This is a genomic window from Bacillus sp. T33-2, from assembly GCF_002860205.1.
GTDB lineage: Bacteria > Bacillota > Bacilli > Bacillales > Cytobacillaceae > T33-2.
Map to the genome: position 1 here is coordinate 31,444 of NZ_PGVB01000035.1, position 14,335 is coordinate 45,778.

Annotated in this window: 13 protein-coding genes and 1 pseudogene; 13 read left to right on the forward strand and 1 reads right to left on the reverse strand. The window is 43.1% G+C overall.

Features of this window, described 5'->3' with window-relative positions:
* Positions 1–42: 42 nt before the first annotated feature.
* From CVD19_RS25025 to CVD19_RS20870, 3 genes and pseudogenes are all read left to right on the forward strand, one after another.
* Positions 43–315 (forward strand): glycerate kinase, encoded by a 273-nt coding sequence (locus tag CVD19_RS25025; protein ID WP_101585117.1) that lies wholly within the window; start codon positions 43–45, stop codon positions 313–315.
* A 109-nt stretch (positions 316–424) separates the two neighbouring features.
* Positions 425–508: pseudogene (locus CVD19_RS25620) on the forward strand (2-deoxy-D-gluconate 3-dehydrogenase); the annotation flags it as partial.
* A 299-nt stretch (positions 509–807) separates the two neighbouring features.
* Positions 808–2,478: an FAD-binding dehydrogenase gene (locus CVD19_RS20870; RefSeq protein WP_101585118.1), complete on the forward strand. Its 1,671-nt coding sequence runs from the start codon at positions 808–810 to the stop codon at positions 2,476–2,478.
* Positions 2,479–2,685: 207 nt separating this feature from the next.
* Here CVD19_RS20870 and CVD19_RS20875 read toward each other — a convergent pair whose 3' ends face one another.
* Entirely contained in the window at positions 2,686–2,928 is a 243-nt protein-coding gene (locus CVD19_RS20875) for a hypothetical protein (RefSeq protein WP_101585119.1), read from the reverse strand.
* A gap of 420 nt (positions 2,929–3,348) precedes the next feature.
* Between CVD19_RS20875 and CVD19_RS20880 the strand changes: the two genes are divergently transcribed.
* From CVD19_RS20880 to CVD19_RS20925, 10 genes are all read left to right on the forward strand, one after another.
* Complete coding sequence (locus tag CVD19_RS20880; protein ID WP_101585120.1) at positions 3,349–4,260, forward strand: carbohydrate kinase family protein; 912 nt, start codon at positions 3,349–3,351, stop codon at positions 4,258–4,260.
* Between the two features lie 356 nt (positions 4,261–4,616).
* Positions 4,617–4,841 carry a hypothetical protein gene (locus CVD19_RS20885; protein WP_101585121.1) on the forward strand — a complete coding sequence of 75 codons (225 nt, stop codon included), beginning with the start codon at positions 4,617–4,619 and terminating at the stop codon, positions 4,839–4,841.
* A 25-nt stretch (positions 4,842–4,866) separates the two neighbouring features.
* A complete protein-coding gene (locus CVD19_RS20890) occupies positions 4,867–5,514 on the forward strand; it encodes an HD domain-containing protein (protein ID WP_101585122.1) in 648 nt (215 codons plus the stop codon).
* 778 nt (positions 5,515–6,292) lie between these two features.
* Entirely contained in the window at positions 6,293–8,125 is a 1,833-nt protein-coding gene (locus CVD19_RS20895) for a sigma-54 interaction domain-containing protein (protein WP_257985223.1), read from the forward strand.
* 153 nt (positions 8,126–8,278) lie between these two features.
* A complete protein-coding gene (locus tag CVD19_RS20900) occupies positions 8,279–9,364 on the forward strand; it encodes a tartrate dehydrogenase (protein WP_101585123.1) in 1,086 nt (361 codons plus the stop codon).
* A 14-nt stretch (positions 9,365–9,378) separates the two neighbouring features.
* Positions 9,379–10,809 carry an aldehyde dehydrogenase family protein gene (locus tag CVD19_RS20905; protein WP_101585124.1) on the forward strand — a complete coding sequence of 477 codons (1,431 nt, stop codon included), beginning with the start codon at positions 9,379–9,381 and terminating at the stop codon, positions 10,807–10,809.
* Positions 10,806–11,576, forward strand: a complete 771-nt coding sequence (locus tag CVD19_RS20910; RefSeq protein WP_101585125.1) for an SDR family oxidoreductase — start codon at positions 10,806–10,808, stop codon at positions 11,574–11,576. Before CVD19_RS20905 ends, CVD19_RS20910 begins: the two co-directional genes overlap by 4 nt.
* On the forward strand, positions 11,573–12,439 hold the full coding sequence (locus CVD19_RS20915; RefSeq protein ID WP_101585126.1) for an energy-coupling factor transporter ATPase: 867 nt from the start codon (positions 11,573–11,575) through the stop codon (positions 12,437–12,439). Before CVD19_RS20910 ends, CVD19_RS20915 begins: the two co-directional genes overlap by 4 nt.
* Entirely contained in the window at positions 12,436–13,329 is an 894-nt protein-coding gene (locus tag CVD19_RS20920; RefSeq protein ID WP_101585127.1) for an energy-coupling factor transporter ATPase, read from the forward strand. The genes CVD19_RS20915 and CVD19_RS20920 overlap by 4 nt, the downstream gene beginning before the upstream one ends.
* The gene (locus CVD19_RS20925; RefSeq protein WP_257985225.1) at positions 13,316–14,161 is read left to right on the forward strand and encodes an energy-coupling factor transporter transmembrane component T family protein; all 846 of its coding nucleotides are present in this window, start codon (positions 13,316–13,318) and stop codon (positions 14,159–14,161) included. The genes CVD19_RS20920 and CVD19_RS20925 overlap by 14 nt, the downstream gene beginning before the upstream one ends.
* The last annotated feature ends 174 nt before the right edge of the window (positions 14,162–14,335 follow it).

Genomic DNA, 14,335 nt, shown 5'->3' on the forward strand with positions numbered 1-14,335 from the left:
TTACGAGTCACTTCCTTTTCTTTAGTAAGGGAGTTTATTTAAATGAAAATCGTGATTGCACCTGATTCTTTTAAAGAAAGTTTGAGCGCGCTTGATGCATCCAATGCCATTGAACGTGGCTTTCAAGAAATTGTCCCTCATTCCATTTATAAAAAGCTACCCATGGCTGAGGGTACCGTGCAATCCCTTGTGGATGCTTCATGTGGCAGGCTTGTTGAAACCATTGTAACCGGGCCGCTTGGTGAACCAGTCCAAGCATTTTTTGGAATCCTTGGAGATGGGAAAACAGCTATCATTGAAATGGCGGCTGCCTAAGGTTTACATCATGTTCCAGCTGAAAAAAGGAATCCATTTATTACGAACAAGAGGAACAGGTGAATTAATCCTATCCGCCTTAAATTTAGGGATCACACATCTCATCATAATTTTTCTTGCTTCCGACGCAGGGAACGATGTCAGCGGACAAACGCTGTTTGTTGACGGCGGCATGAGCATACAGGGTTTTTAAAGCAAAGGGACGGTTCTTTTGCTTCCATGAAACGATGGAAGCCGACGGGGCCGTTCTTTTACTTTTATGAAACTATGCTAAATCTCGAGAGTTAAAAAAGAGCACTAGTAACGTCACACGCAAATGAGGTAGAAGATCGTTATAATTTTGTCGAAATATTATAACAATTATTGACCCATAAATATTATAAAATATATACTTAAAAAAATGGCGTCATTTCATTCTCTCAATACTGAAATACAGTCGTTTATAATAAAAAATACATATAATAGGATAACAACTTAATAGGGGGTATAGTCTTGGATTTTGATGCGATTATTGTGGGAGCGGGGCTTGCTGGTCTTGTCGCGGCGGCCGAAATTGCCGATGCCGGCAGGACCGTCCTGCTTCTCGATCAGGAACCTGAAGGATCACTGGGGGGACAAGCTTGGTGGTCATTCGGTGGTTTGTTTCTCGTTGATTCACCTGAGCAGCGACGTTTGGGGATAAAGGATTCGAAGGAACTTGCATGGCAGGACTGGCTTGGTTCAGCAGGCTTTGACCGGGACGAGGATGAGGATTACTGGGGAAAAAAATGGGCAGAGGCTTATATCGATTTTGCAGCAGGAGAGAAGCGGGCATGGCTCTATGATATGGGCGTCCGCTTTTTCCCGGTTGTCGGCTGGGCAGAACGCGGGGGTTATCTAGCGGAAGGACATGGAAATTCAGTGCCCCGGTTTCATATTGTCTGGGGCACCGGTCCTGGCATCGTTGCTCCATTCGAGCGCCGTGTCCGTGAACATGTGAAAAACGGCTTGATTGTATTTCGGCCACGCCATCGTGTCGATCATCTCATAACCGCTAACGGTGCTGTAAAAGGTGTAAGCGGTTCCGTTCTTGTACAGAGCAAGGCTCCACGTGGGGAAGACAGTAGTAAAGAGGTGATCGGCAGTTTTGAATACCGTTCTCAAACTGTCCTGGTATCAAGCGGCGGCATAGGCGGCAATCATGACCTGATCCGCAGGAATTGGCCGGAGCGGCTTGGGGCTCCTCCCACCCGCATGCTTTCAGGCGTTCCTGCCCATGTTGATGGACGCATGCTCGAAATCACTGGAGGAGCCGGCGGCCGTATCGTGAACAGGGATCGCATGTGGCATTATACGGAAGGACTGATGAATTGGAATCCGATTTGGAGCAATCACGGAATCCGGATCCTGCCTGGGCCATCATCCATTTGGCTCGATGCAAAAGGAAACCGTTTCCCGGCACCCAATTTCCCAGGGTTCGATACGTTAGGAACACTGGAAGCCATCATGAAAACCGGATACGACTACTCATGGTTTATTTTGACTCGAAAAATTATAGAAAAAGAATTTGCCCTTTCTGGATCTGAACAAAATCCGGATCTTACGGGAAAAAGCATTAAAAAGGTGTTAGGCAGGGCGCTGCCCGGTGCCACCGAACCTGTCAAAGCATTCATGGAAAAAGGGGAGGACTTCGTTGTAGCCGACAACCTGAAGGAACTGGTTGAAGGGATGAATAAATTGACCGGTGAAAACCTGTTGAATTTCAATGCTATCGAGCGGCAAATCATGGCGCGGGACCGTGAAATGGACAATACATTCACGAAAGATCTTCAGATAACGGCCATGCGCGGTGCAAGAAATTATATTGGGGACAAATTGATCCGGGTTGCACCTCCACATAAAATACTTGATCCTAAAAATGGACCCCTTATTGCGGTCAGGCTGAATATTGTAAGCCGCAAAACATTGGGAGGTCTGCAAACCGACTTGTCAGGCCGCGTGCTCAATTCAGACGGCAATGTCATTCCTGGGCTTTATGCGGCTGGGGAAGTTTCAGGCTTCGGAGGAGGTGGCGTTCATGGATACCGTTCATTGGAAGGAACCTTTCTTGGCGGATGCCTCTTCACAGGACGGACTGCCGGGAGGGCAATGGCAACGGAAATTAAATTAAGTGATTCACTTTAGATTATTTTGAACGATTGGGAATCAAGTCTTTTATAAGTTCGGCTATTTGGGCTTAATTGGACATTTGTATCACTGTACCAATGGAAAGGACGTGCTGGGGTATCCTTTAACATGTTCGAGCTTCAATATAGAAAGATTTATAGCCAAAGATAACAAGCATAAATCAAAACCCCCTTTCCAGGTAGGGGGTTTTGTTGAAAGGCGTTATTAAGTCTCAATCAGTTTTTCGATCCTGTTCAACAACCGTTCCTGGGTGCCAACTTTCTGAGTGAGGAAAATGACATCACTCTCAAGGTTTCGGGTGTGTTTGTGTGTGGCTTTTAATAGTGTGGAAAGGTCTTCTGAAGAGTGTTTTTCAATCGCGCCGAGCTTCGTTTTAATATCCTCGATTTCCTTTTTGATATCGCGAAACTCCTCTTGAATTAATTGAGCAAGCTGCAAATTATCCATAATTCCCGCCTCCGTGTCTATCACTATGTATATCTACCTGAAAAGTATACTGCGGAAACTAGTAAAAATCATGTCTTGAAATTCAAGAAGAAATGTGAGTAGTATGGGGAATTCGTAACAGGTCTGTCAATGCGATTGAGACGGCATCTTAAAATCTTCCATTCACTTATCAGGTACGTATATTTTCTACTCAAGTACTTCCGCGATCGACGGGTTGATACGCATGAGCCGATTTTGTTGAAGGAACTGCTATCCCACTAAAGTACATTCTTCCATCCTCTAATGTCATGATTCCTATTCCCCAAATAGGACAAAAGAAAAACGGATGCTTTGTATGGAACATTCAGAGTTTTAATAGTTTGAAACACGGAACTTTGTTAAAATAAGCTTAATTCAATCGTCGGGAAAGGAAGAAGGTTTGTGGTCAAGCAAGGTGTCATTTCGATAGGGGAAGCATTCATTGATTTTATTTCCACCGATAAATCCAATACAAGATATAACAAGTTTTTGGGAGGCGCTACTGTCAATGTTGCAGCAGGGTTAGGCAGGTTAGGGATCCCTTCTTATTTTCTCTGCAAATTGGGTACCGATGAATTAAGTGTGTTTGCGGAAACGGAGTTATTTAAGGAAAAGGTCAATCTGCAATACAGTACGCACTCCTCAAAAAAGAAGATTTGTGCTGTTTATGTACACTTAAACGAAGTAGGCGAACGTGTTTTCCATTCTTATGAAAATCTTTCTCCTGATGCACTGCTGACAGAAACAGAATTGGAAAAAAATCTATTCCGCGCCGCCAACATCCTTTATTTAGGCTCAGGAACGCTCTTTCACCAGACAGCTAAAGTGACAACACACAAGGCAATAAAGTATGCGAAGGAATTTGGCACAACAATCGCCTTTGATCCTAACATCCGACTAAAAAGGTGGGAGAGCGAGAAGACTTGCAGGGAGACGGTTTGTGAAGTGATGAGGCATGCGGACATTGTCAAAATGGCGGAAGATGAACTGCTTTTCCTGACGGAATCTCAAACAATGGAAGACGGACTTAGTAAACTTTCACAATGGCAAATTCCTTATGTATTCATCACCATGGGCAGCAAAGGTGCGTTCTCCATGTTTAATGGCAATACCATTCATGTGCCTGCAGTAAAAGTGAATGCAGTCGACACAACCGGAGCAGGAGATGCCTTTATGGCCGGGCTTCTGTATTGTTTCCATGAAACCGGTCTACCTGAAGATACAACCTCCTTACGCAAATATACGCAATATGCCAATGAATTGGGGGCAGTTGCTACTACGCAATATGGTTCACTTACTGCTATGCGAGGATAATTTTGATAACAGTCTGAGACGCCTGATGCCAAACTGGAATCAATGAATATGTGTTCGTGTATGGTATCAATAGCTCATTTATATCTAGAATGGGTTATCGGGACGGAAGGTTCCTAAAACCGAACCGTTGCAGTGCAAAAAAATAGAATCCCCTTGGCATAATGTTACGTGGCAGACGAATAAAGGTTTCCTGATGAGGCATTCCTTGCAGTTAACGAAAGGGATTATCTGGCCAACTTGAGGGCATGATGAAGTTTTCATCAATTTTTCACTGAGGCTAAATGCGGCGATGTTTGTGCCAATATTACACTGCAGAGTAGTGGTTGTTAGTAAATAAGTGATTAGAGGTGAGTTTTATGCTGTGGTTAAAAAATAATGTCTGGGTAAATATTGACAAGCCAACGAAAAAATTCACAATTCATCATAAATGTGCTTATACAGAAAAAATGGCCGAAACTCCGTTTAAAGGAATTAATGAGATGAAAAGAGACGGTGGCTGGTTTTCCGAAAAAAACGAGGACAGGGCTATCCAGTTACATAATAAATGTTATCCGAATTATACAATGATCAGGCATTGTTAATGATTAAAATGGAGGATTGCATGACATGGAACTAATAGACAAAGCGTTACAAGTCGCCAGCAGGGCGCATCAAAACCAGTTCAGGAAACAAACCGATATTCCCTATGTCAGCCACCCGGCCGCAGTTGGAATGATCCTATTGAAGGCAGGATATAGTGAAGAAGTTGTTGCAGCAGGAATTTTGCATGATACGGTTGAAGACACGGATATCACCTTACAGGACATTGAACAGGAATTCGGCTCAAAGATTGCGGAGATTGTCGAGGGGTGCTCGGAACCAGATAAGTCGTTGTCATGGGAGGAAAGGAAGGAACACACGATTGAATTTCTCAAAACTGCTTCAGCCGAAATCCGTGCGGTTGCCTGCGCCGATAAACTTCATAATTTACAGTCAGTTAGACGCGATTACGCCCTGGTCGGTGATTCTGTGTGGAACCGTTTCAAACGCGGCCGACTGCAGCAGGAATGGTATTATCGGAGCCTTGTGGACAGCCTGGGTTCCGAATCAAATTTTCCACTGCTTGAAGAACTAAGACAAGAAGTAGACCGCTTATTTTCCTCTAACCATGATATTCCACACAACGAAGATGATTTTTCCCTCACCGAGGACGCCGGTTTGGACAAGGATGATATACTTGGAAGAACTCATCCAAATCTGAAAAATAAAAGGTAACCCCAATTCCACAAATACGGTAGATGTAAATGTCTTTGCGATAAAGATTGTTGGAGAGTTTCTTGATTTGTAAAAACAGAAAAACGAGGCCCTGCCTTCTGTGGCGGCTCTCGTTTTCTGCGGTTACTTAGTCTTTTTTGTCTTGTTTAACCAGTTCGATGATCATCACTACGAGCATAAGCAACTGGATAACAGCCTCAGTGTTTATCGTAGCAGCCTCCTGTCCTTCAGTGACCTCATTCCTCTGGTTTCTCCAAGAAAAATAAAGACTTACGCTCCCCAGTACATACATATTTTACTTTATGATTTTTATGACATTTATAAAGGTTAATAGTATCCCTAATGTCGGCTAACAAATGTTTCAGGTTTTCTACAGGTAAGTCTGTTTTGTCTATTTTCGAAGTAAAGGCCGCCCACAAGGTAAACAAACATAACAAAATCAGTGATTGAATGCAGCTATTAGATACAGGAAATAGATCATAAAGCAGGCCGAACAACAATGTTCAGCCTGTTTTTTCAAATAAGAGCGATAACCCCTATATAAACAAAATACACTATCACATTTTTTATCAATATATTACAATGCTTATAATAAGTATTTTCTGAATAGTCTACCAATTATCATGTGATTGATAGAATTTAATTAATAGAACGGATCACAACCTATAGAAATTCATCGGAAAAATATAATTCATTCACTTGGAAATCGAGAACCAACAGCAAAGCCCAAAATAACACAGTGAAAGCCGACAAATGAAAGTCAGGGAGGTAAAAAAGTATGATAGCATTATATAAATTTAGTAATCGATTAGAAGAAAAGTTCAAGGATGTTATTTGTCATCTTGGTGAAACACCTGCTTATTTTTATTCTAAAAATGCATTACTGGATCAGGTAATGATTCCAATGGTTATCATTACTCCTTCATCCTTTGTGAACGAACTAGCATCACTTTCCGTTCCGGTAGTGCCTCTTTCTATCTCCATATCTGACATTAGGTCCGAACTACACAAAAACATACCCCAACCAAATAAAATCTTTTTTATCACAGCTGAACATGACATACCAGTTTTGACATTTGAGAACAGTATGGATCCATGTGAAGGCCTGGAAATTGTCAGCAAAAAGTGTCTTCCTGTTCATGCTTTGAACAAAGACGATGTGTTGCTGGCTCCAATCTGGGACAAGCATTCAGTGGCAACCCCTCAGATTGCAAGGTTTATCCATTATATAGAACCGACTCATTCATCCATTGTGAACGCTGTGCGACAGGCTTGCTCTCTTATTCCTTTTACCCGGGATATGGTGAGAGAAAAATACCAGGTCGAAGCGATTGTAAAATCGTCACATGAGGGTGTGATTGCAGTCGACAGACAAGGATATATTACGATTGCCAATGAAAACGCAAAGTCAATTCTTGGTCTTCCTGAAATAGAAGTAGGCAGCAAAATAACTAATTATATTCCTCAGTCAGATATGCTGCGGGTGTTGGAAACTGGTAAAGCTGAGCTTGGTGATATTGCCAAAATACAGAACAGGCAGATAGTTATCAATCGGTATCCGGTTTTGATCAATCATAAGGTAGTAGGAGCCGTATCAAATTTTAAGGAATTAACCCACATTCAAAAGATGGAAATGAAGCTAAGGAAAAAACTATATAACAAAGGCCTTGGGGCTAAATACAGGCTTCAGGATATTGTGGGGAATTCGAAGGAGATTGTTGAATCATTACAGCAGGCACTTCTTTATGCACAAACAGATGCTTCCGTTCTGATCACTGGAGAATCAGGAACAGGAAAGGAACTATTTGCACAGGGAATTCATCTTGAAAGCAGCCGGGCAAGCGGGCCGTTTGTGGCAGTGAATTGTGCAGCATTTCCAGAAAGCCTTCTCGAAAGTGAATTGTTTGGATACGAAGAGGGGAGTTTTACTGGGGCGAATAAGGGTGGAAAACAGGGTTTATTCGAGCTGGCTCATGGAGGAACTCTTTTTCTTGATGAAATTGGGGAAATGCCGCTAAGAATCCAGGCCCTTCTCCTGAGGGTGCTGCAAGAAAAATGTATCAGGCGTATTGGCGGGGAAAGAATTATCCCAGTAGATGTGCGGATAATTGCCGCAACGAATAAGCATTTGGAGAATGCAATTAGCACGAACGAGTTTAGAGCGGATTTATATTACAGGATCAATGTACTCACGCTTGAATTGCCTTCTCTTAGAAGAAGGCTTGAGGATATACCTGCTCTCGTACGGAATATGATTAATCAATTTAATCATGAGCAGCAAAGAAATATTGAATATATAGAAGAAGACCTTCTAGACTTACTTAAAGAATATCAGTGGCCAGGAAACATACGAGAACTTAGAAATGTCATAGAAAGAATGGTTCTGCTGGCTAAAGGAAAATCTCTTTGTATGAAAGATGCTACGTTCTTTAGCCAAAAGCTCACGAGTGCGTATCAATCGAATGCAGCAAGAGCAACAAATATAAAACAAAATGAGAAAGCATTAATTATGGATACTTTAAAGAAAACTCCGAACAAAACTTTGGCTGCCAGGGAGCTCGGGATTGACCGTTCAACGTTATGGAGGAAACTGAAGGAGTATAATCTATAGGGTTGAAAAAAACAACACTGTTGAAAAAAACAACATCATTTTTATTAAAACGAAAGTTAGCGCCTGAATAAATCTGAATATTTTAAATATTATTCGGTTGGCATGGAAATTGCATCTTTAAATATGAATAAAGAGTAAAAAGAGGTGAAACTATTGCAGCATTTTTCAGTCGCCTGTATTCCTGGAGATGGAATCGGACCAGAGGTTATGGCTGAGGGCCTAAAAGTGTTAAAGGCTATTGAAGAGATACATCAGGGCATTCGCTTTATTTGTGATGAATTTGATTGGAATTGTCATTATTACTTAAAGCATGGAAGAATGATGCCTGCTGGGGGACTGCAGATCATTCAAGACTACGACGTGATTCTGTTGGGTGCAGTTGGGGACCCATCTGTACCTGACCACATCTCAGTTTGGGATCTCATTTTGCCGATTAGAAGAACCTTTGAGCAGTATATCAATCTAAGGCCAATCAAGCTCTTGCGGGGAATAGAGAGCCATCTCCGATTTAAAAGCCATGATGATCTGGATTTCATTGTGGTCAGGGAGAATACCGAGGGGGAATATGCCAATATGGGAGGACGGATCCACCAGGGTACCCCATTTGAATTAGCTGTCCAAAACAGTGTCTTTACAAGGTATGGAATTGAACGGGTTATTAATTATGCATTTTCTCTGGCAGAAAAAAGAAACAAGAGAAGAGTGACAGCTGCAACGAAATCCAATGGCATTAACCACACCATGCCATTTTGGGACGAAATTGTGAAGGAAGCGATGGCAAGGCACCCTGAAATTAAAACGGATATTTACCATATTGACGCTCTTGCCGCTTATTTTATTACGAAACCTGAGGAATTCGATGTTGTAGTTGGGACCAACCTGTTTGGAGACATCTTGACGGATCTTGGTGCAGCAATTGTGGGAGGCCTTGGACTGGCGCCTTCAGGTAACATCAATCCGGATAAGACCTACCCATCCATGTTTGAGCCTATACATGGTTCTGCTCCCGACATAGCAGGCAAAGGAATTGCAAATCCAATCGCAATGATCTGGAGCATCAGTTTAATGATGGAGCATTTAAATCAGCCGAAGACCGCAAGTCTGATCCTAAAGGCCATTGAAGAAGTTTTGGTGGAAGGAATTGTACTTACACCTGATTTAGGAGGACAGGCATCTACCTCTGAATTGGGTGATGCTGTAGTGCAGCAGTTAAGAAAGATGAGTCTCAAGTCAATTTAAAAGGAGAGGATCCAATGAAAACGAAAGAAAAACATTTCGGACTATACATTGGCGGAGAACATATAGAAACGAATGAAAGCATACCCGTTTATGACAAGTTTACGGGCGACGAACTGGCTTCGATTTCAAAAGCGGAAAAACAACATGTTATGGATGCCGTCTCAGCTGCCGAAGCTGCTTTTCAAAATGATACTTTAACCCCGTTCAAGCGTTACGACGTCCTTCTGAAAACCTCCGAGCTGGCAAAGGAGCGCCGGGAAGAATTAGAATCGCTCCTTATTAAAGAAGTTGGAAAAACAAAAAAAGATGCACAGGGTGAATTAGACCGGACGATCAACACACTTCGTTTGTCTGCAGAAGAGGCTAAAAGAATTTCAGGAGAAATGGTGCCATTGCAAGCGACTGAAGGGTCAGAAAATCGACTTGGTTTCACAATACGGGTGCCTAAGGGTGTGATCGGGGCGATTACTCCATTTAATTATCCATTATTGCTCGGTGTACATAAAATTGCTCCAGCAATCGCGTCTGGCAATACGGTTGTGGTGAAACCGGCAACAATGACACCTCTTACCACGTTCCGAATTGTGGAGTTGTTAGAGGAGGCAGGGTTGCCGAAAGGGCATGTCAATATTATTACAGGCGCAGGGAGTGAGGTCGGCGAGTGGCTGTTGGATGACCAGCGGATTGCGATGTATACATTTACTGGTTCAGGTGAAGTAGGTTTGCATATCAAAGAAAGAAGTGGAATGAGGCCGGTGGCCCTGGAGCTTGGCAACAATTCACCTAATATTATTCATTTCGACGCTGATTTAGACCTGGCTGCCAGGGCTGCGGCAAGCAGGAGTTTTCACAACGCGGGACAGGCATGCATAGCGGTTCAACGGCTTTATGTACACAAGTCGGTTTTCGACGAATTTAGCGATAAATATCTATCATATGTTGGTCAGTTAAAGGTAGGCAATCCTGAGGATCCCGACACAGATGTTGGACCGATGATTAGTGAAAAAGAAGCAAGCAGGGTTGAAGAGTGGGTGAATGAAGCCATAGCCCAGGGTGCGAAGGCACTCCTGCCTGTTAAGAGGGAAGGGGCTCTCTTTTATCCAAATGTTCTAGTTGATGCCACTCAGGAAATGAAGGTGGTCTGCAAGGAATTGTTTGCCCCTGTTGTTACAATGACCCCTTATGGAACCATTGATGATGCGATCAAATGGGCTAATGATTCTGAATATGGCCTTCAGGCGGGAATCTTTACTAAGGATTTGAATGTCGCTATGAAGGCTGCAAGGAAACTTGAATATGGGGGTGTCATCATCAATGATGTCTCAACATACCGCAATGACGTGATGCCATATGGCGGAGTAAAAAACAGCGGCATTGGAAAAGAGGGACCATTCTATACCATTCAGGAGATGACAGAAGAGCGTATGGTGGTGATGAATCTATGAGCCAAGGATTATTAGCTGGTAAAACGGCGATTGTTACAGGTGCAGGGTCTGGAATGGGCGCTGCGACAGCAAGGCTTTTTGCAGATCAAGGGGCGAATGTTGTTCTGGCAGACATAAATGAAGAGGCTGCAGCTCAAATAGTAGGAGTAATAAATGATGGCAGGGCCATGGTTGTTAAAACGGACGTAACGGATGAAGCTAGTGTATCGAATTTAATCAGTAATGCAGCAGAAGCATTTGTGGGGATAGATATTCTTGTGAACTGTGCGGGTGTTCCACAATCATTTATCCCGATCGAAGAGATGGCCCTGGAGCAATGGGACAGAATTATCGGTGTCAACACTAAGTCCATTTTCCTGACGGTAAAGCATGTGATTCCATTTATGAAAAAACATAACCGGGGATCCATTATTAATATCGCCTCCATAGCAGGAGTGAGAGCCCGGCCAGGATTAAATGCTTATTGTGCATCAAAAGGAGCCGCCATCATGCTGACGAAAGCTCTTGCGTTGGAACTCGCTCCTAATAATATCCGGGTGAACGCCATAAATCCAGGTCCTGCGGAAACGCCAATGCTGGACAAATTCCTTCCCGGAAATACAGAAAGGGCGGAAGATGAGAAAAAAAGAATCTTTGTGGATAGTGTCCCGCTTGGAAAGCTCATTCAGCCGGAGGATATTGCGAATGGTGTCCTCTACCTGGCTTCGGACCAGGCGAAGATGATCACCGGCGAGATTTTAAATATTGATGGGGGAAGGGGAATCTGATGGGAGAACCTTTAATTCGTGCAGAAAATGTTTCCTTTACTTATAAGATCAACAAAGATGTGTCCATCCCGGTGCTTCAAGATATTTCATTCGACATTTTCCCAGGGGAATATGTCGCAATCATCGGGCATAATGGCTCGGGAAAATCAACCTTATCAAAGCACTTAAACGGACTTTTAAAACCCGATCAGGGTGATGTGCTTGTTGCTGGAATGAACACAAAAGAAACAAAACAGCAGCGTAGCATCAGGCGAAAGGTTGGAATGGTGTTTCAACACCCGGATAACCAGATTGTAGCAACCATTGTTGAGGATGATATAGCCTTCGGGCTTGAAAATTTGAACATTCCCAGGCAGGAAATGAAGGAGAGAGTCAATTTTGCGCTGGATGCAGTGGGTATGACAGAGTTCCGAAACAGGCCGCCGCATCATCTGTCTGGAGGACAAAAGCAGAGAATTGCAATAGCCGGCATTATTGCCATGATGCCGGAGTGCCTGGTGCTTGATGAGGCAACCAGTATGCTCGACACTTTTGGACGAAGGGATATCCTGCAAGTTGTCCGCAAGCTTAACCAGAATAAGATGGCCATTGTAACGGTAACCCATCATATGTCCGAGGTGGCGGAAGCGGACCGTGTAATTGTAATTGAGCATGGGAAAATCGTAATGGAAGGAAGCCCAAGAGACATTTTTCAGCAGGAAGAGGTTCTTCAGGCGCTTAATCTGGATGTACCTGCCGCAAGCAGGATGGCTAAAATCATTCATAACCAATATGGAGATTTCCGTCCTGACATCATTTATAAACAAGAAATCATCGAAGAAGTAAGACGGTTATCCTCCAGAAGCGGGGTGTACGCCGGATGACTTCGAAACCAATCTTGGAAATAAAGGATCTTCATCATACCTATATGGAAAAAACACCCATGGAACATCAGGCGCTTACAGGGGTGAATATGGCGATTCAGGAAGGGGAATGTGTTGCAATCATCGGACATACCGGCTCTGGAAAGTCCACGCTGATCCAGCATTTTAATGGGCTCTTAAGGCCCCAGAAAGGAAAAGTTGTCATCAATGGACAAGATATGTCTGAACCCAAGATAGATATTAGAAAGGTTAGAAGAAAGGTAGGAATTGTTTTTCAAAATCCGGAGGATCAAATCTTTGAGCAATTAATCGGGGATGACATCGCCTTTGGTCCTCTCAAGATGGGCCTTCCTATTGAGGAAGTGCGGGATCGTGTTAAATGGGCGATGGAGATAGTAGGCCTGTCATTTGAAGAATTGAAGGATCGGCTCACCTATGCGTTAAGCGGAGGCCAAAAAAGGAAGGTGGCTTTAGCAGGAGTGCTGGCGCTTAGACCTAAGGTGCTTGTACTCGATGAACCAACTGCCGGTCTTGATCCCCGTTCACGTATTGAATTATTATCACAGATTCAGCTGCTTAACAAGAAGGAAAATATGACGGTTGTATTCGTGTCCCACAATATGGAAGAGGTCGCCTATCTGTCAGATAGAGTGTTTGTGATGGCGGAAGGTAAAACGGTGCTTGATGGAAGCCCAAAAGAGATATTTTCCAATCAAAATGTGCTTGAGCAACACAATATTGGGACACCGGAAACAGTAGAGATTCTGAGCGGGTTAAAGAAAGAAGGGTATTCAGTTGATTTAAGCGCCTATGAAGTGAAAAATGCTGCTGCTGAAATTATCTCAATCTTGCAATCTGGTAAAGGGGGAGAAAGCATTGGCCGGACATGAATTCGAATTAACAAGAAATATAACGATTGGCCAGTACCTGCCGACAGGTTCCTTTATTCATCGATTAGATCCGCGGATTAAGCTGTTGTCCTTCTCTGCCTTAATTCTTGCAATGGCAATCAGCCATACATATGCGGGGAGTGTGATTGCTCTTATATTTTCCTGTTTGTTATTTTGGATGTCACGTATCCCGATCAGCTATGGGCTTTCCGGTGTGAAGCCGGCTATACCGTTTATTATCATTTTAGCTTTACTGCAGCTGCTTTTTTATAATAGTGTGGCTTCAGGCGGCACAGTGCTTCTGGAATATGGGTTTGTGATGATAACAACGGACAGTGTCAGGCTTGTGATCGTGTCTGCTATCAGATTTATAGAGATTATCTTTTTAAGCAGTGTTCTTACACTTAGCACCTCGACTACCCAAATTACACATGCGATAGAAAGCGTGCTGAAGCCATTAAAATATATTAAATTCCCGGTGAATGAATTTGCCCTAATTATTACGATTGCTATCCGTTTCGTCCCGACATTCGCAATGGAAATGGAAAAAATGATGAAGGCACAAGCTTCAAGAGGGGCTGAATTCGGTACAGGTGCCTGGTGGCGAATTATTCAGCGAACGAAGGATATGTTCCCGATCATTATTCCACTATTTACTGTGGCCATGTCACGTGCCGAAGATTTAGTACTTGCCATGGAGACAAGATGCTACACGCCAGGATCCGAACGGTCTCATTATATCCAATACCAGGCAAAATCAGCTGATTATATGGTCCTCACTGCAAGTTTATTATTTTCAATATTCTTAATATTCTTCCCGTTTACTTATTAATCAGGGAAACTTCTTGGCAATGATAGATAGCCAGTTTCATGGCTGTTTATAGAAATGGGCTTTTCTCGTAAACTTTGCTGCTTGTCATTCTTTTTCCTGTTTGAACCATGAATCCCTTAATGAGTTCAGGTTTGAAAACTATCGAAAAGCAGCAATCGTACGAAAACAGCCTAA